This is a genomic window from Promicromonospora sp. NPDC057488 (genome assembly GCF_042802395.1).
Classification (GTDB): Bacteria; Actinomycetota; Actinomycetes; order Actinomycetales; family Cellulomonadaceae; genus Promicromonospora.
This window is the reverse complement of sequence record NZ_JBHVEG010000054.1, coordinates 17,868-36,073: the sequence shown is the minus strand read 5'-3', so window position 1 is coordinate 36,073 and position 18,206 is coordinate 17,868. Positions and strand designations below refer to the sequence as shown.

At 74.0% G+C, this 18,206-nt stretch carries 13 protein-coding genes; 2 read left to right on the top strand and 11 right to left on the bottom strand.

Going from position 1 to position 18,206, the window contains the following annotated elements; all coding sequences use genetic code 11:
- Window positions 1-55 precede the first annotated feature (55 nt).
- From ACFU5G_RS13450 to ACFU5G_RS13425, 6 genes are all read right to left on the bottom strand, one after another.
- The gene (locus ACFU5G_RS13450; protein ID WP_377245028.1) at window positions 56-1,144 is read right to left on the bottom strand and encodes a ThiF family adenylyltransferase; all 1,089 of its coding nucleotides are present in this window, start codon (window positions 1,142-1,144) and stop codon (window positions 56-58) included.
- A 142-nt stretch (window positions 1,145-1,286) separates the two neighbouring features.
- Entirely contained in the window at window positions 1,287-2,264 is a 978-nt protein-coding gene (locus ACFU5G_RS13445) for an electron transfer flavoprotein subunit alpha/FixB family protein (RefSeq protein ID WP_377245025.1), read from the bottom strand.
- 8 nt (window positions 2,265-2,272) lie between these two features.
- The gene (locus tag ACFU5G_RS13440) at window positions 2,273-3,085 is read right to left on the bottom strand and encodes an electron transfer flavoprotein subunit beta/FixA family protein (protein WP_377245022.1); all 813 of its coding nucleotides are present in this window, start codon (window positions 3,083-3,085) and stop codon (window positions 2,273-2,275) included.
- A 59-nt stretch (window positions 3,086-3,144) separates the two neighbouring features.
- Window positions 3,145-3,816, bottom strand: a complete 672-nt coding sequence (locus ACFU5G_RS13435) for a hypothetical protein (protein WP_377245019.1) — start codon at window positions 3,814-3,816, stop codon at window positions 3,145-3,147.
- Window positions 3,817-3,824: 8 nt separating this feature from the next.
- Complete coding sequence (locus ACFU5G_RS13430) at window positions 3,825-6,149, bottom strand: hypothetical protein (protein WP_377245016.1); 2,325 nt, start codon at window positions 6,147-6,149, stop codon at window positions 3,825-3,827.
- On the bottom strand, window positions 6,143-6,484 hold the full coding sequence (locus ACFU5G_RS13425) for a DUF6507 family protein (protein WP_377245013.1): 342 nt from the start codon (window positions 6,482-6,484) through the stop codon (window positions 6,143-6,145). The genes ACFU5G_RS13430 and ACFU5G_RS13425 overlap by 7 nt, the downstream gene beginning before the upstream one ends.
- A gap of 206 nt (window positions 6,485-6,690) precedes the next feature.
- Between ACFU5G_RS13425 and glgX the strand changes: the two genes are divergently transcribed.
- A complete protein-coding gene (gene glgX / locus ACFU5G_RS13420; protein ID WP_377245010.1) occupies window positions 6,691-9,033 on the top strand; it encodes a glycogen debranching protein GlgX in 2,343 nt (780 codons plus the stop codon).
- Between the two features lie 9 nt (window positions 9,034-9,042).
- Window positions 9,043-10,758 carry an FAD-binding dehydrogenase gene (locus tag ACFU5G_RS13415; RefSeq protein WP_377245007.1) on the top strand — a complete coding sequence of 572 codons (1,716 nt, stop codon included), beginning with the start codon at window positions 9,043-9,045 and terminating at the stop codon, window positions 10,756-10,758.
- 105 nt (window positions 10,759-10,863) lie between these two features.
- Here the strand turns inward: ACFU5G_RS13415 and ACFU5G_RS13410 are convergent, their stop codons facing one another.
- The 5 genes from ACFU5G_RS13410 to ACFU5G_RS13390 all read right to left on the bottom strand — a co-directional run bounded on the left by ACFU5G_RS13410 (window position 10,864) and on the right by ACFU5G_RS13390 (window position 18,188).
- Window positions 10,864-11,874, bottom strand: a complete 1,011-nt coding sequence (locus tag ACFU5G_RS13410) for a prephenate dehydrogenase (protein ID WP_377245004.1) — start codon at window positions 11,872-11,874, stop codon at window positions 10,864-10,866.
- Complete coding sequence (locus tag ACFU5G_RS13405; RefSeq protein ID WP_377245001.1) at window positions 11,871-12,857, bottom strand: prephenate dehydratase; 987 nt, start codon at window positions 12,855-12,857, stop codon at window positions 11,871-11,873. Before ACFU5G_RS13405 ends, ACFU5G_RS13410 begins: the two co-directional genes overlap by 4 nt.
- Window positions 12,854-13,693: a hypothetical protein gene (locus tag ACFU5G_RS13400; protein ID WP_377244998.1), complete on the bottom strand. Its 840-nt coding sequence runs from the start codon at window positions 13,691-13,693 to the stop codon at window positions 12,854-12,856. The genes ACFU5G_RS13405 and ACFU5G_RS13400 overlap by 4 nt, the downstream gene beginning before the upstream one ends.
- A 40-nt stretch (window positions 13,694-13,733) precedes the next feature.
- Window positions 13,734-17,339: a VanW family protein gene (locus ACFU5G_RS13395; protein ID WP_377244995.1), complete on the bottom strand. Its 3,606-nt coding sequence runs from the start codon at window positions 17,337-17,339 to the stop codon at window positions 13,734-13,736.
- A 450-nt stretch (window positions 17,340-17,789) separates the two neighbouring features.
- The gene (locus ACFU5G_RS13390; RefSeq protein WP_377244992.1) at window positions 17,790-18,188 is read right to left on the bottom strand and encodes a hypothetical protein; all 399 of its coding nucleotides are present in this window, start codon (window positions 18,186-18,188) and stop codon (window positions 17,790-17,792) included.
- Window positions 18,189-18,206 lie beyond the last annotated feature (18 nt).

Here is an 18,206-nt window from a genome sequence, read left to right as displayed (position 1 = left end):
GTCCCACGATGGACCGGTCTCGACGCAGGCGACCGAAGTCGCTTCAGCTGGTGCCCTAGGCGACGAGCGCGCGGCTCGTGACGTCCAGCCAGCCTTCCGCGCGCAGGAGCTGTTCCGCACCGCGCGAGCGCAGGCCGCGCTCGCACACCACGACCACCGGAGCGTCGGCCGGGTGGTCCAGCAGCTCGGCCGGGAAGCGGCCGGCCGCGAGATCCTCCAGCCGCGCGTGGACCGCGCCGGGCACGGCGCCCGGGACCAGGCCGACGTCGAGGAGCAGGACGTCGGCGGACGGCGGCGGAGCGGGGACCGGAGCGGCACCTGGAGCGGCGACCGAGGCCTCCGTGACAGGGTTCGCGGCGGAGGGCGCGGCGGGAACCGCGTCCGGCCCCTCCGCGGACGACGACGGCGCCGCCAGCTCGATCGTGTCCCACCCCGAGGTGCGCGCGTCGTAGGCCAGCAGCCGGCCCAGCGCCGGGTCCGCCGTGCCGGTCAGGAGCTTGACCGCCTCCACCGCCATCGTCGAGCCGACGACGCCGCACGCCGGGCTCAGCACGCCCACCGTCTCGCAGGAGTCCCCCTCGGGCGGCTGCGGGCCGAACACGTCGGGGTACGTGATCGCGTGCCCGTCCGGCGCGGCCGACCAGAACACGCTCACCTGGCCGTCCCAGCCCAGCACCGTGCCCCAGACGACGGGCAGGCCGAGCCCCGCGGCGGCGTCGGACACGGCGTAGCGCGTCTCGAACGTGTCGGAGCCGTCGACGACCAGGTGGTAGCCCGCCAGGATCGCGGCGGCGTTGTCCCTCGTGAGCCGCTCGCGGTGGGCGATCACCTCGACCTCGGGGGCCAGCCCCCGCAGCGCCTCGGCGGCCGACTCGGTCTTGCCGCGCCCGACGTCGGCGGCGGTGTGCAGCAGCTGGCGCTGCAGGTTGGAGACGTCGACGGCGTCGTCGTCGATGATGCCGAGCGTGCCCACGCCCGCCGCCGCGAGGTACTGGAGCACCGGCGAGCCGAGGCCGCCCGCGCCCACCACGACGACGCGCGACGCGGCCAGCCGCTCCTGGGCGGCCAGGCCGAAGCCGTCGAGCAGGAGGTGCCGCGCGACCCGGCGCCGCTCGGCGGGCCCGAGCCCGCGTGCGGGGATCACGAACGGCTCCATCACGTCATTCCACCACCTCGGAGGGGGCCGGCGCACCCTCCCCTTCGAAGCCTAGGTTTCTCCGCTTTCGGCTGCCGCAAAGCGGAGAAACCTAGGCCTCGAAGGAGAGCGTGTCCGCCGGAAAACCAGCTCAGGCCTTGCGCTTGCGAATCTCCGCCGCGGCCTGCGGGAGCACGTCGGCGAGCTGCCCCACGACGGCGAAGTCGCAGATCTCGAAGATCGGCGCCTCCGGGTCGCTGTTCACGGCGACGATCACCTGGGACGCCTGCATGCCGCCCCGGTGGTGCGGCGCACCCGAGATTCCGGCGCCGATGTAGACGCGCGGGGCGATCGTGACGCCGGTCTGCCCCACGTAGGAGTCCCACCAGCCCTCGAAGGCCGCGTCGCGAGACGCGCCGACGGCCGCGCCGAGCGCGTCCGCGAGGTCCTCGACGGGACCGAAGTCGCCGTCGGTGCCGCGCCCGCCGGCCACCACCACGGCGGCCTGGTCCAGCGGCGGCCGGCCGCTCGTGTCGGCCTTGACCGTCCGGGACAGCAGCGTGACCGGGGAGGCGGCGACCTCGACGGCGTAGCCCTCGGTCACCGGCTCGACGGCGGCCGGCGCGGGCTGCGCGACCGCGGAGTTGGCGCGGACCGTCACCACGGCGACGTCGGCGGTCACCGCGCACTCGGTGTCCCACGAACCGGCGAAGACGCGCTTGCCGGCCACGACGCGGCCGTGCACGTCGCGCAGCGAGGAGGCGTCGATCACCAGGCCGGCGCCCAGGTCGTGGGCGGCGAGCGCGGCGGCCTCCTTGGCGGCGAACGACGTGGGCAGCAGCACCACGTCGGCGTCGGTCAGGCGCACGGCGGCGGCCAGCGCGGCCGCGACGACGGCGGGCAGGTGCCGCTCGTCGCCGCTCACGCAGGAACCGGCGCGGGCCGGCTCCGCCTGGTGCACGGTCTCGACGCCGTACGCGCCGAGCTGCGCCAGCACCTCGACGGTCGGCGCCTCCAGGGCGACTGCCTCGACCCGGCCCAGGCCGCGGGCGATGGTGAGCAGCTCCAGGGTGCTGGTGCGGACCTCGGTCGCGGGGTCGAGCAGGACCAGGACGGTGCGGTTGGTCATCGTGTCTCTCAAACCAGGTCGTTGCGGATCAGGAAGTCGGCCAGCGCCACGCCGCCCTCGCCCTTGTCGGTGACGAGCTCCACCTCGGGGCGCGCCGGGCGGGGCGCCGCCGACAGCGTCTCGGTGCGGGCGCCCGCGCTGCCCGTCACGGCGGGGTCGAGCCCGAGGTCGGCCGGCGACCAGACCTCGATCTCCTTGCTGCGGGCCGCCATGATGAGCTTGAACCCCGGGAACCGCGGCTGGTTGGCCCCGTCCGTCACGGACAGGACGGCCGGCAGCGGCGCGGTCAGGGACTCGGTGACGTCGTCGATCTCGCGGGTCACCGTCAGCACGCCGTCGGCCAGCTCGACCTTCTTGGCGAGGTTCAGCGTCGGCAGGCCGAGCTCGGCGCCCAGCAGCGTCGGGACCACGGAGCCCAGGCCGTCCAGGGCGGCCATGCCGGTCACCACGAGGTCGACGGGCGCCTGCTCGCCCAGCCTGCGGACGGCTGCGGCGAGCACCGCGGCGGTGCCGAAGTAGTCGGAGCCGGCCAGGGCGTCGTCGGATACGCGGATGCCGCGGTCCACGCCGAGCTGGAACGCCTTGCGCAGCGCGACGTCGCCGTCGGGGCCGGCCATCGTGACGACGACGACCTCGCCCTCGTCGGGCCCGAGGCGGCCGGCCTCGCGCTCGGCCTCGACCAGGCGCAGGGCGGCCTCGATCGCGTTCTCGTCCAGCTCGTTGAGGGTGCCCTCCCCGGCGGTGCGCACGACGCGGCCCTCGGAGAAACCACGCTCCGTGTTGATGTCCGGGACGTACTTTGCGGTGACCACGATGCGCATGGGGTAACCGTACGACGTCGGGCGGCGTGGGACTGCCTCGTCTGCCGGGTGGGCAGGTCCTACCAGTCGATGCGCTTCCCGTCCGGGCCGATCACCATGTCAGGGGTGGTCTCGTGCAGGAGATCGATGTCCGGCGGGGTCGTGTACGTGCCGACGGCGAAGTCGTCCGTGGGTTCGCACTCCTCGCTCGACTGGCCCTCCGAGGTAACCCGCCAGCTCCCCTGGGCGTCGCTCACCCAATACTCGTGCTCGACGAAGTGTTCCTGCTCGATCCGGTACGCGCCGTCCAGCTTCTGGACCTCGCCCAGGGCGAACGTGTCACGGACAGCGAGTGTCAAGCGCGGAGCCACCCTCTGACAGACACGCACCTCGAAGGTGTGCTCCTGGCCCGTGCGCTTCACGACTTCGGCCACCGTGAACGACGGCGGGCCTTCCCACAGGTCCGCGCTGTCGACCGGTGATGAGTCGATCGCCTGTGCGGTCGACCTGGCCCAGCTGAGCGCCGTTGCGTGCGTCGTGATCTCGGTCAGTGCGGGATCGGAGTAGTTGAAGGCGTTGTCCGCGGCGTACTTCTGAACGACGTAGTCCCTGACGACCTGCACGCGCGGGTCGTCCTCAAACTCGCCCGTGTCGCTGCCCTGCCACTCGACCTCGGCATGCACAGGTAGGGCAGCCGAGCCACACCCGGCGAGCAGCCCTGCCAGTGCACCGGCAACGAGGGCGGTGCTCAAAGTCCTGTTCATGTACCGCTCTCGCCTTCTTGTTCGGCCAGGTTGATCCAGGCCCCGTAGGTGCTGGAGAACGCTGTGTTCTTCCGGTCGACGAACTCCGCCACGCCCAACGACTGCTGCCCGTGCACTCCGACGTACGCGTCGTAGGCGGTCGAGGACTTGTCGGCCAGGTCGTCAGCCATGCCCGCCATGCGGGCCCGCTCAGTTTGCTGGACCTTCTCGACCTGGGTGGCAAGGTGAGCGTCGGCGATCTCGTTGATCCTGTCCATAGACCAGTTCACGACGAACTCAGGGGCGACCTTCTTCGCCCCGGCGCCGAGGGCCGCGGTTCCCAGGTCGACCGCGCCCTGCACCTGCCGGTCCTCCCGTAGCGCCTCCTCGCTCACGGCAACCAGCCGGGCGCCCTCCAGAGCGCCGTCGACCTGGAACATGAGGTTCGCGTTCTCACCCGACTCCAGCTCGCTCGTGGACCCGAACGACGCCCGCACGCTCTCGCTGAACTCGGCCGAGGCCCGGTTGGCGACCGTCATCCCCGCGTCCTGCGCCAGCACCGGCCCCAGCGCCCTAGCCAGCTCCTTCGGCGTCGCATTCACCACCGGCACCGGCCCGTCACCGCCCACCAGTGTCACGTTCCCGTGCCCGACGCCGGACGGTTCTCCGATCACGCCGTTGACAGCAAACTGAGGCAGTTGCTGCAGCATCGCACCTGCCAGTCGCTCGGCCCCCTGCGGGGTGAGCCGGCCCGGGACCAGGCCTTCGTTGACCGCGAGCTGCTCAAAGATCTCGGTGGACAAGAGAGCCACTCTCTCCTGGGTGTCTTTGTCGCCCCCTCCCCCCAGCAGCGACCCGTCGGCGTGCTGGGCCCCGGACCACAGGTCGGCCACGGTTTCGGTCCGGCCCTGCCGATCCATACCGACCTCGCTGAAGTAGTGCGCCACCCGCTCAGCTCCCAGAGTGTGGCCACTCAGCGGGTCGTCGCCCTCTGCGGTGAGCCAGTCCAACGCCGCATCCGGATACTTCGCCAGGGTCGACAACACGACCGTGCTCTCGTCCCACCACAGCACGTCCTCGTCCCCGCCGGAGAGCGGCTGATCGGCGAGGTAGGCGATCCCTGGCTGGCGTGGCACCACGCCCGTGCCCCGCTCCCACAGGTCCAGCTCGTCGGCCATCGCGACGGTCAGCGCCCGACCCATCAGCTCCTGATCACGTTCCGCGAACAGGAACCCCACCGGTGCACCGTCACGGCTGGCGCTCACCCCGCCCATCAGGCCCTGCGCGAACTCTCTCGCCCTGGCCTCACCGGTCGGCCCACGACCGTCCCAGACCCGGCTGGCCCGGACGACTCCCGCACGCACCGCGACCAACGCCGCCAGCGCGGCCTCCCCATAGGTGGCGTCGTCCCGCTGGTGGTAAGCGTCGGCGGCGATTCGGCTCATCGCACCGGCCACCGCGGCGCCCCCGGCGGCGGCGACCGCGGACGGCATGATCCTTGTGCCTCCGAACAACTCCGTCGCCAGTACCAACGCCTGCGCGTCCGAGCTGTCAGAGTCCATCGCACCCGCGTCGACCAGTGCGTCGGTGACCAGCCTCCGGCGTACCTGGGCCGGCAGGTCCGACTCGTGGATCGCGTCGGCCATCAGGTCCCGCTGCCATACCGGCAGGGCGTTCCACCACGCCAGCACCTCGGCCGGCGACGCGGTCCGGAGCCACCGCCGGTCCGGGACGAAGCCGGGCGAGCCCGGCAAGGAGCGGAATTCCTGTCCGACGCCGCCGAAGGATCCGGCCGGGCCGCGACCCTGACCGTGCAGCCCCCGCGCCAGCGCCTCGTCGGCGGCATGCAGCTGGTCCATGACCGTGCGCGCCCGCGCCACGAGCCCCTCGTGGTACTCGACCAACCGTCTCGCCTCCGGATCGAGCGCCGCCGCCAGCGTCGTGGCGGGCCAGGCCTCACCCCGCAGCGCCACGGTCCGCCGCAGGCTCTCGGTCTCCCGCTCCGCGTTCTCCAGCCGCGTCTTGCAGGCCGAGACCTCCTCCACCCAGGTATCCATCTGACCGGCCCCGGCGACGAACGCCTCGCGCTCGTCCTGGCCACGGGTTCTGACAGCCGCCATCCTCGCGATCAGGTCGGGCGCCTCCGGTGCACCGTAGAAGTCGCCCAGGAGCTGCCAGGTGCCTTGCGCCTCCAGGGTCGCGCTCGACGCCCTGTCGCCCAGCTGCCGGGCCAGGGCCGCCTGGTGCGCCACCCACTCGATCCCCAGCGACCAGGAGCGGTACGGGAACCTGCCCACGTCGATCAGCCCGTCCGGGTCCTGGAGGTCTGCGGATGTCACCACGCGCGCCCGCTCCCGCCGGGGCCGTCCCCGCCGGACGGCTGCGCGCGCCGCGCCGCCTCGTCGGTCTGCCGAGCCATCTCGCGATCACCCGTCTCGTAGATCTCGATCACCTCGCCCGCGCCAAGGATCACGGCATCCGCCCTGGAGCGCAGTGTCTCGACGGCGTCCGCACGGTCCTCGAAGAACACGCTGACCGCACCACCCACGAGCAACGAGCCTGCGTCGCCTGCGTCGACGGCCCGCGCCTCGCGTGCGACGGTCGCAAGGTCCGCGACACGATCACCCGCCTGCCGCAGGACGCGGCGAGCCGACGTCGGCTCCATGCTGAACTTCATCCCCCGCCTCTCCGACAGCCTCCGGGAGCACCACCACCGGTGGTGTCAGGACGGTCGATCCGCTTCCACCCCTGACCGGCCCGAGCCCATGAGAGCGCGCCACGGGCGAAAATTACAAGACCGCCCACAGTACGGCAACGAAAAACCGTGGTGTCCCGGGCCCGGCCCGGCGGTTTGCCCACTGCTCCACGTGCCACGATGGGCGGATGGCCGTATCGAGACCACAGGACGCAGAACCGGGATCCACCACCGCGACCCCGCAGCGGGCTCCCGGCGACCCGGTCCCCCGCCCCGTCGTCCGGCCGCTGATCCGGCCCACGGCCCGCCGCAGCCACGTGCCGCCGCTCGGCGTCTACGTCACGCCCGACGGCGGCATCGACGCGGCGGTCCTCGCGTCGCACGCGACCGCCGTGGACCTGTGCCTGATCGACGTCACCGACCCGGCCCTGGACGAGCACGACCCGGCCCGGTACCGCGAGCGCCGGTTCGAGATGGTGGGCCCGGTGTACGGCGTCTGGCACACGCACGTGCCGGACGTCGCTCCTGGTCAGCGCTATGGCTTCCGGGTGTACGGACCGTGGGAGCCGCGCGCGGGGATGCGGCACAACCCGGCCAAGCTGCTGGCCGACCCGTACGCCCGCGGGTTCGCGGGGCGGCTGCGGTACGGGCCCGAGGTGATCGGGTCGGTGAGCACGGAGCGCGAGGACGGCTGGTGGCTCGGCGACCCGTACGGCCCGCCGGACGAGACCGACTCGCTGGCGTACGTGCCGCACTCGGTCGTCGTCGGGCAGCTGCCGCCGCCCCCTCCCCTGACCCGGCCGCGCGTGCCGTGGGCCGAGACGGTGGTCTACGAGGCGCACGTGCGCGGGCTGACGATGCTGCGCGAGGACATCCCCGAGGAGCTGCGGGGCACCTACGCGGGCATGGCGCACCCGGCCGTCGTCGAGCACCTGAGGAGCCTCGGGGTCACGACGCTGGAGCTGCTGCCGATCCACAAGAGCGTGGCCGAGCCGCGGCTGGCGGCGCACGGGCTGACGAACTACTGGGGCTACAGCACGCTCGGGTTCTTCGCGCCCAACGCGGCGTACGCGACCCGGGCCGCGCAGGAGCAGGGCGCCGAGGCCGTGCTGGACGAGGTGCGCGGCATGGTGCACCTGCTGCACGAGGCGGGCATCGAGGTGCTGCTCGACGTGGTCTACAACCACACGTGCGAGGGCGGCGACGACAGCCTGCACCTGGCCTGGCGCGGTCTGGACAACCCGGTCTACTACCTGCACGACGGCGCCTCGCCGGCGGCTCTCGCGGACGTGACGGGCACGGGCAACTCGCTGGACTTTCGGCGTCCGCGGGTGATCCAGCTCGCCCTGGACTCGCTGCGCTACTGGGCGCAGACCGTGGGCGTGGACGGCTACCGGTTCGACCTGGCGGTGACGCTGGGCCGGGGCACCGTGGGGTTCGACCCGGACCACCCGTTCCTGGTGGCGCTGCAGACGGACCCGGTGCTCTCGGGCCTCAAGCTGGTCATGGAGCCGTGGGACGTGGGGCCGGGCGGCTGGCAGACGGGCTCGTTCCCGCCGCCGATGGCGGAGTGGAACGACCGGTTCCGCGACGCCGCGCGCGGGTTCTGGCTGGACGCGCCCAAGCAGGGCGTGCGCGGGCAGGAGATGCGCGGGCTGCGCGACCTGGCCACGCGCCTGGCCGGGAGCGCCGACCTGTTCGGGCCGGGTGACCCGCCGCTGGTGCGCGGCCCGGTCGCGTCGGTGAACTACGTGACGGCGCACGACGGCTTCACGCTGGCCGACCTGGTGGCCTACGACCACAAGCACAACGAGGCGAACGGCGAGGACAACCGGGACGGCTCGGACAACAACCTGTCGTGGAACCACGGCATCGAGGGCCACACGTCGTCGGGCGACGACGCGACCACGGAGCCGTGGCAGGCGATCGTGCCGCCGCGCCGCAAGTCGCAGCGCAACCTGCTGGCCACGCTGCTGCTGGCGGCGGGCACGCCCATGCTGACGGCGGGCGACGAGCTGGGCCGCAGCCAGGGCGGCAACAACAACGCGTACGTGCAGGACAACGAGACGTCCTGGATCCGGTGGGCCGTGGACGACGCCGCCACGGACCTCCTGGAGACCACGCGCTACCTGCTGGCGCTGCGGCGCGAGCACCCGGCGCTTCGCGCGGACTCGTTCTACCTGGGCTCGCCCCGCCCGCACGAGACCGACCCGGACCTGCTCTGGTACTCCGAGACGGGCGCGCCCATGGAGGTGGACACCTGGAACCAGCCCGGGCGGCGCGTGCTGCAGATGCTGCGGCCGGGCCCGGCGGCGGGCGACGCCGACGTGCTGCTGGTCATCAACGGCGGCCTGGACGACGTCGAGATGACGCTGCCGCCGCGCGACGGCGCGGCGCCGTGGGAGCTGGTCTGGGACTCCGCGTGGGACGCCCCCGAGGTGCCCGACGACGAGCGGGGCCCGCGCACGTCGGTGACGCTGGACGCGCTGAACATCAACGTGCTGCTGTCGCAGGGCGACCGTCCTGGCTAAGGTGCCCACATGACTGACTCCGTCCACAACAAAGACGTTGCCACCACGGGGAACACCGACGTCATCGTCATCGGGGCGGGCCTGTCCGGCCTCGTCACGGCGACCGAGCTGACCGCTGCGGGCAAGCGCGTGGTCCTGCTCGACCAGGAGCCGGCCGCCTCGCTGGGCGGGCAGGCCTGGTGGTCGTTCGGCGGGCTGTTCCTGGTCGACTCGCCGGAGCAGCGCCGGCTCAAGGTGCGCGACTCCGCCGAGCTCGCGTTCTCCGACTGGCTGGGTTCCGCGCAGTTCGATGCCGGCGCCGAGCGCGGCGAGGGCCCGGACCGGTTCGGGTACGAGTGGGCCAAGGGGTTCGTCGAGTTCGCCGCGGGCGACCTGCGGCCCTGGCTGCACGCCAAGGGCGTGCGCTGGTTCCCGCTGGTGCAGTGGGCGGAGCGCGGCGGCTACCCCGCCGGCGGGCACGGCAACTCGGTGCCGCGCTTCCACGTCACGTGGGGCACCGGCCCGGCGGTCGTCGAGCCGTTCGTCGCCGCGGCGCACGAGGCCAACCGGGCCGGCCTGCTCGACCTGCGGTTCCGGCACCGGGTCACCTCCCTGGTGGTCACCGACGGCCGCGTCACCGGCGTACGCGCCGAGATCCTGGCCGACGACGACGCCGGGCGCGGCGAGCCGTCCAGCCGCGCCGTGACGGGCGAGGTCGAGCTGTCCGCGCAGGCCGTCGTGATCGCCAGCGGCGGCATCGGCGCCAACCACGACCTGGCCCGGGCCCGCTGGTCCACGGGTGCCGGGCACCTGCCCGGGCGCATGCTGTCGGGCGTGCCGGACTCCACGGACGGGCTCATGCTGGGCGTCGCCGCCGAGTCCGGTGCCGCCCTGGTGCACGAGGACCGCATGTGGCACTACCCGGAGGGCATCGCGAACCACTCGCCGGTCTGGACGCAGCACGGCATCCGCATCCTGCCCGGCCCGTCGTCGCTATGGCTCGACGCCGACGGCAACCGGCTGCCCGGCCCGCTGTTCCCCGGGTTCGACGCCCTCGGCGCGCTCCAGCACGTGACCACCCGCGGCGACGACCACTCCTGGTTCGTGCTGAACAAGACGATCATGGAGAAGGAGTTCGCGCTGTCGGGCTCCGAGCAGAACCCGGACCTGACCGGCAAGTCCGTGCCGCTGCTCCTGGAGCGGGTGCGCGGCCGGTCGGTGCCGGTGCGCACCTTCGCGGAGCAGTCGGACGAGTTCCTCTGGGCCGACACCCCCGCGGAGCTCGCCGCCAAGATGAACGCGCTCACGGATGCCACCGAGGGGTCCAGCGGGCACGTCGACGCCGACGCGCTGGCCGCGCTGATCGCGGCCCGCGACGCCCAGGTCGCCACCGGGCTGGGCAAGGACCCGCAGGTCGTGGCGACAGCGGCCGCGCGGCACTTCGTCGTGGACAAGACCATCCGCGTCTCGCCGCCGCGGGCCCTGACCGCCCCGCAGGACGGGCCGCTGCTGGCCGTGCGCCTGTCGGTGCTGACCCGCAAGACGCTGGGCGGCCTGTGGTGCGACGAGACCGGCCGCGCCCTGACGCCCGACGGCGAGGTCCTGGAGGGGCTGTGGGCCGTCGGCGAGGCCGCGGGCTTCGGCGGCGGCGGCTCGCACGGCCACCGCGCCCTGGAGGGCACCTTCCTGGGCGGCTGCCTCTTCACGGGCCGCACCACGGCCCGCGCCCTGGCTGCGGCGCTGTAAGGAGGTGAGCGGGCACTCATCAGGCCGCAGAGGGCTGTATCCGCCGCGGTAACGGTCGCCCCCGGCCTGATGAGTGCCCGCTCAGCTCCGTCGTCGGGGCTCAGCTCAGCGGAGGAGGGCCTGGTTCTCGTCCAGGGCCACCAGCACCGCGCCCTGGGAGCACGCCGCCACGAGGGCGGCGGGCCAGTCGCCCGTCAGCGGGACAGACTCGACGTCCGGGGCGCCCGCGACGTCGGCCCCGTCGCCCGGGCGCAGGCCCGTCACGCGCGCCGTCCCGCCGCGGCCCAGCAGCTCCCGGACCGGCTCGGGACGGTCGAAGAACGCGTGCGTCGGCGCGTTGGAGTCCAGGGCGTCCGCGAGCCGCTCCAGGTCCCGGGCCGCGAGCCGCAGCACGGGGGCCACCCACGCGGAGTTCTCGGTGACCATGGCCTCGGTGCGGCGCGGGTCCGTGAGGCCCACCCGCGTGCCGTCGCGGAACGAGCCCGCGGCCAGCCGCAGCGCGACGTCGCGCACCGGGGCGCTCGCCACCGAGCCGAGGAGCTGGGTGGCCAGCACGTGCGGCACGTGGGACACGAGCGCGACCGCCTCGTCGTGCAGCTCGTCGGTCAGCACCGCCGCCGTGCCGCCCAGCGGACCCGTGACCAGGCTCAGCACCTGGAGCAGCCGCGCCGGGTCGGTCCCGCCGGTCACCGTCACCGCCCACGGCACGCCCTGCATCAGGCCGGCCGACGACGCCGCGAAACCGCTGTGCTCGGTCCCCGACATCGGGTGCGCACCGACATACCGCTGCCCCAGCCCGGCCTCCGTGACCGCGTCCCGCACGGGACCCTTGACCGAGCCGACGTCGGTCACGGTCGGGTCCCAGCCCGGTTCGTCAGCCAGCGCCTCGGCGAGCTCGCCGGCCACCGACCGCATGGCCCGCAGCGGCGGGGCGAGGATCACGAAGTCGGGCCGGTTGGCGGCCAGGCGGGCGACGTCGTCGGCGACCGTGAGGCCCGCCGCGCGGGCCGCGCCGCCGGAGGCCGGGTCGGTCGCGACCACCGGCACGCCCGCCGCCTGGAGGGCGCGCGCGAGCGAGCCCCCGACCAGCCCCAGCCCGACGATGCCGACACTCACCACAGCAGGCCCCGCTCGCGCGCCGGCGCCTCGTCCTTGGCCGACACCGAGCCGACGGGGACGTGGTCCGGGTCGAGCACGCCGTCGAGCGCCCGGAAGCCGGCGCCGGCGGGGAACAGGCCGAGCGTCTTGAGGGCGTCGCCCGCGGCGAGCAGGTCGCCCAGCACGTCCCGCGCGCCGGGGGCCCAGGGCGCCTCGTCGAACGTCACCACGAACACGTACTTGCTCTCCTGCGCCTTCAGCGGGCGCGTGATCAGGCTCGACATGTTCACACCCCGGTCGCCGAACGCGGCGGTGATCCGCGCCAGCACACCCGGCCCGGTCACCGACGGGGTGATGGCCAGCATCGTCTTCCAGTCCGTCTCGCCGGCCGCGCGCGACCGCGCCAGGTGCGCGGCGGCGGCGCCGCGGCGGGTCAGCGCCAGGAACCGGGTCCGGCCGCCGCGGAAGTCCTCCACCGCCGTCGCATACGTCTGCAGGCCGTACAGCTCGCCGCAGATCGTGGGGCCCAGGGCGATCGTCCCCGGTCCGGCGTCGCGACAGGCCGCCGCGTTGGACGACGCCGGAGCGGTCCCGAGCCCTGTGCCGGTCACGAACCCGGAGCACTGGGCCAGCCCGTGGGGGTGGGCGGAGACCTCAGTCAGCTCGCCGTGGTCGGGTCGCACGAACGCGTCGAACGACACGTCGAGCGCCACCTCGTCGACGGCCACGACGTCCGCGCTGGACAGCAGCGTGTCCAGGGACGGCACCACGTAGCCCTCGACGGAGGACTCGATGGCGACCACACCGACGTCGGCGCCGCCCGCGGCGACCACGTCGTGCACGTCGCGGACGGTGTCCAGGGGCTCGGCGGTCACGGCGGCGCCGCCGTCGTCCCCGGTGCCCGACGACGCGTGCCCGCGCGCCCACTGCAGCGCGGCCTGGTGCGTGAACGTGCCCTCCGGACCCAGGTACGCGACCCGGGTGCCGCCCGGCGCCGTCATGCCCACCGCGGGGTCAGGGTGTCGGGCCCGGGCACGAACGACTCGCCCGGGAGCACGGCCAGCGTGCGGTGCGCGACGCCGCGGCCGGTCAGGGCGTCGACCAGCACGGACAGCTTGTCGGAGGTAGGGCAGGAGAACGACGCGAAGAACACGTGCGGCCCCTCCGACGACGGCTGGCTGCGCAGGTGGTCCAGGTCCAGCCCGGCGTCCGCGATGATCGCGAGGGTGGGCTGCAGGGAGCCGAGGTGGTCGTCGGCCGGGCCGAACGCGAGCCACACCTGCGCCGGCGTCGTGAACGGGGGCCAGTCGTCCCGGGACTCCAGCAGCCCGTACCAGATGGGACCACCCTCGGCGAGGGCCGCGCTGTCCGGCAGCTCCGCGAAGCCCGCGGGAACCCGCGGGCGCTCGATCACGAGGGACCCGCCCTCGCCGGCGAGCGCGACGCGCTCCTCGACGGTGGTGCGGGTCGGCACCAGGCGCGGGCTCACGCCGAGGCCGCGCAGCACGTTCGCGCAGTCCCGCATGCCCGCCTCGTCGATGACGACCTGACCCACCGTGGCCCCGGCGCCGACCCAGACCCACTGGCCCGGCACCGCGACGGCCGCCGTCATGATGAGCGACGGCGCGCCCTCCAGGAGGGCGCGCTCGAGGCCCGGCGCCGGGTGCTCCGGGTGTCCCAGATGCACCACGGCCGCCAGGGCCTCGATGCTCGCGACCGTGGCGAGCGTGTCCGCCGTGGTCCCGAGGTCGAGCAGCTCGACCGGGTCGTTCCATCCCGCCATCCGCGCGGCAAGCACCGCGTGCGCGGGAGACTCCCGCTCGCTACGTCCAAGCATGTGCCGAACCTACCGCCGCGGAGGCCTCAGAGCCGCACCGTCAGTCGCACACGACGGGGTTGTCGGGGTTGTAGGTGTGGTTGAACGAGTTCTCCTTGACGACCTTGCCGTCGTGCAGCACCTTGCGGGAGATCGTCACGGAGAAGCCGTCCTCGCCGCCGGGGTACGCCTGGCAGTCGGCCGACGAGTCGTGGATCGTCGTGGTGGGCACGACGTTCCGCTTGTCGCTCGTGCTGTCCTGCACCGTGTAGTACTTGGTGCTCCAGATCCGGACCGTCAGCCTGTCGCCCGACACGAAGGCCTGCATGACCGCGCCGTACGGGCTGTCGTTCTTGAACTTCATGTCCTTGGCGCCCACGTAGATCGTGGCCTCCCGGCCCGCGGGGTAGCGGGGGAACCAGAACGAGTGCGCGTGGTGCTCGACGTCGTCGAACCCGGCGAAGAAGCCCGCGTTGAACGACGTCGTGGCCATCTGCGAGAGGCCACCGCCCACGGCCTCCACGTGCCTGCCGTTCTCGATCACGCCGGCGTCGTAGTACCCGTTCTCCAGGGTGATCGGGGCCAGCGCCTCCAGCAGGGAGAACGTCTCCCCCGGCTTGATGAGGTTGCCCGTGACCATCTCGGCGCCGCGCACCAGGTTCTGGGTGCGGATCTGCTCGTTCGTCAGCGGCGTGCTGAACTCCGAGACGATCTCCTTGACGCCCAGGCCCTCGAGCGACTCGACGGTGTCCTTCGGGTCCTGCTCGACGAGCTCGACCGAGGTCTCGCGGTCGTCACCGGTCGCGGCGATCCGCACGGCCTTGGCGGCCCCGCCCGGGTTGAGCGTGGTGCCGGCCTTGCCGCCGACGACGGTCGGCTTGCCGCCCGCGAACTCGAAGTGCGCGTCGGACGGGGTGTCCAGCAGGTTCGTGGTGCCGTCGACGATCGCCGCGACCGTGGCCTCCCGGTCCACGAAGGCGACGAGCTTGTCGTCCTTCGGCTCGAACCGGAAGAGCCCGGCGAGCACCGCGGGCGTCAGCACGGGCTGCTGACCGCCCACGGACACCGTGACCGGCCCCGAGACGACCTTCTGCGCGACCGCGAACTGCTGATCGGTCTGCGCCTGGGTGATCACCGGCTCGACGGGCTCGACCGGCAGGTCGAACGGGCCCTCGGCGTGCAGCCAGCGCTCCTGGATGATGCGTGAGGTCTCGCTCGCGACGATCCGCGTGCCCTCCTTCGCGTCGGTCTTGACGGCCTGGCCGTCCACGAAACCGACGGTGCCGTCCACGGGCTCCACGGCCAGTGACTCCTCGAGGCCCGCGACGGCGGCGTCGAACTTCTCCGCGTCGATGTCCAGGAGGAGCGGCTGCTCGGAACCGCCGAACATGTGCGCCCACATGCGCGTGGGGCTGAGCGAGAAGCCGGTGAGGCCGGCCGCCGTGCCCTCGGCGTCGATCGCGAGACCGCTCTTCCCCGGGGAGAGCTGGGCCTTGCCCTCGCCGGCCGTGAGAGCGATCGGCTCCTCGAGGCGCGGACCGAGCTGCTCCGTCAGTGCGGACGCCGCCTCGGACGGGGTCATGCCGCCCACGTTCACGCCGGCGACCGTGGTCTCGCGCGGCACCGTGTCGCTCACGCTCCACGCCGAGAAGGCGTAGATCGCGAACAGCACGACGACGCCCAGCACGGTGAACAGCGCGATCTTGGGGCCGCGGCTCGGGGCGCCGTCACCGGCGAGCCCGAAGAAGCCGTCCTGGCCCGCGGTACCGGGGCCGTTCGGGCCGGCGGGACCGTTCGGGCCCGCGGGGGTGCCGGGGCCGGCCGGGCCCTCGGCCGCGTTCGCCGACGGCGTCGCGTCCGAGCGCACGGGCGCCCAGCTCGTCAGGGGTCGCGCCACGCGCTGGATCGCTCCGGTCAGGGGCTTGAGGAACGGGATCTGGCCGCCGTCCGCGTTCGGCACGGCGTTCGGGTCGGACGGCGCGGCCGGGCCGCCCGGCTGCCCGGCGAGCGGGACCGCCGGGGGCGGGACCGTCGCGCTCGCGTCCGCCGGGGTGCCGGGGCCTGCCGGGGTGCCGGGCCTGGCCGGCGAGACGGAGGGCGGGGTCGAGCCGGCTGCCGCCGCGCCTGCGGCGGCTGCTGCTCCGGCCGCGGCGGCGCCGGCGGCCGGGATGCTGCCCGGTCGGGTCTGGCTCGTCGCCGCGCCGGTCTTGGGCGGGCGGTCGAACGCGAAGACGCGCGGGGTGTAGCCGCTGCGGGGCTTGGCCGCCTTGGTGGGCGGGGTGGCGAGCTCCTGGACGACGGTCTCCAGCACGGCCACCTGGTCCGGGCTGTCGGCGTCGGGCTCGCCGGGCTTGTCCTGCGCGTCCAGCTCGGCCTGCTTGGTGCCCGGGTCGGACTCGGGCGCGGCGGGCTTGGGGGTGGTGGCGGGCGTCGCGGCGACAGGCGTCGCGGCGGCAGGCGTCGCGCCAGAGCTGGCGGCGCGCGTCGCGGACGCCGGAGCGTCGGCGGGCGTGTCGGCGGCCGACGCGGACGCCGCGGCGGGCGGCACGGCAGCAGGCGGCACGGCAGCGGGCACGGGCGGCGCGGCGGGTGCAGCCGGCGGAACCGCGGGCGAGGTCGCAGCCGGCGCGGACTGGTCGGCCGACTCAGGCGTCGCAGCGGGCTCGGCAGCGGCAGGCTTGGTCTCGGCAGCGGGCCGGGGCGCAGCAGACGCGGGCACGGCCGACGAGCCCGCGGGCGGGGTCGCGGCCGGCTTTGCCGACGCAGCGGGCTCGGCCTCGGCCGGCGTGGTCCCGCCGGGCACCGGGGTCGCACCCGACGCGGGCACGGCGGCCGCAGGCGTAGCGCCCGCTTCAGCTGTGGTCGCGGTGTCCGGCTCGGTCTCCGCAGCGGGGATCTTCGGAGCGGAGGGGCTCACCGCAGCCGGACCGTTCGCCGCGGCGGGCGCCGGCATGGCCACGGGGGCCGCCGGCGCAGGCTGCGTCGCTGGATCGGCGGGCGTCGCCGGAGCGGCGGGCTCGTCCGCCGCGTCCGAGGGGCTCGCGGCTCCCGGCGCGGTCCCGGCGTCGGGCCGGTTCACGGCCTCGTTCACCGAGCCGGCCGAGGGCTGACCAGCAGCGGCGGGGACGCCGTCGGCGGAGGCACCCGGCGCGTCGCTCGCGGAATCGCTCGAACCGTCGGCCGCGGACGCCGCCGCACCGACGGACGCCGCGGCAACCGCGGGCGCGACAGGAGACGCCGGCGCGTCAGCGTCGGTGGGCGCAGCGGCAGGGGCGTCGGCGGAAGGCACAGGGCTCTCGGCGGCAGGGGCGGCAACCGGCGGCACCGCGGCGGGGTCGGCAGCGGCAGGAGCGACGGACGGCGCGGCGGGCGCCTCGGGGGCATCACCAGCGGCACCGACGGCGGGCGCCTCGACGTCCGACACGTCGTCAGCAGGCGCACCCTCCCGGGCGCTGCTCTCGCGCGCACTGTTCGCGGGCGCACTGCTCGCGGTCGCACTGTTCGCGGGCGCGCTGCTCGCGGCCGCGTCGTCGGCGGCTGCGGCGCTGGCGGGCGCACCGCTCTCGCCGGCGTCGCTCGCGGGCGCACTGTTCTTGGGCACGCCGTTCTCGGGCGCGGCGGGGACGGGCTGGGCCTTCGTAGGCTCGGACTGCTCCGGAGCGGTCACGGGTTCGACCTTGTCTGCGGATCGGGGAACCGGCTGTGCGGTCGGTCGACCGGCCGGTACTGCGGGCTGCGCGGCCTGGGTGGCCGACGGACGTGCTGGGGGTTGCGACTGCTGTCGCGGCACGCTGCCAGGGCGTTTTTGGTACAAGCGAGGCGGAATGGCCGGGGCGTGATTCGTCCCGGCGTTCTCGTCTGATGTCGGCTCGAGCGGTTCGTCACGCTCGGTCGGCTGACCCATCGGCACGCTCCGTGCAACTACCCGAGACGCGGGCTTTCCGCGTCCCCCGAAGGGCGCACCTGACCTGCGGCGAATCCGCTGGACGGAATCGCCCTGGCGGGCATCCTATCCAGCGAGAATCCTGCCCAAGGCCTCGTACCGGACGCCCCGAGGTGGAGGTTTCGTATCAATCCTGCCCACCATCCTGAACCACCCTGCGAAGAACCGCAGAGGTCAGGCAGCAGGCCGATCCCGCCGGGCCGGCACCTCGGCGAACCAGGACGACGGCAGGAACGCGACGATCGCCAGGATCGCCACCCCCGAGTACGACCAGACCATGCCGAGAACGCCCGCCGGGACGACGACGTCGCCCCCGGAACCCGGCAGCGACAGGGCCTGCACGACGGCGACCCAGCCGACGCCGAAACCGAGCAGCGTGCCGTAGCCCGCCCACGCGCGGGCGAGCACGCCGCCCGCGGCCGTGAGCGCGAACGCGAGCACCAGCCCGAGGTACAGCGAGTCGTCCCCGTACCGGTGCACGACCGTCCCGAGGGCACCCATCACCACGCCGAGCGCGACGGCCAGCAGGGTGCGGACGATCGTTCGTCCCAGAGGACGCCGGGGTGAGTTCACCGGAGCATTGTCCAGCAT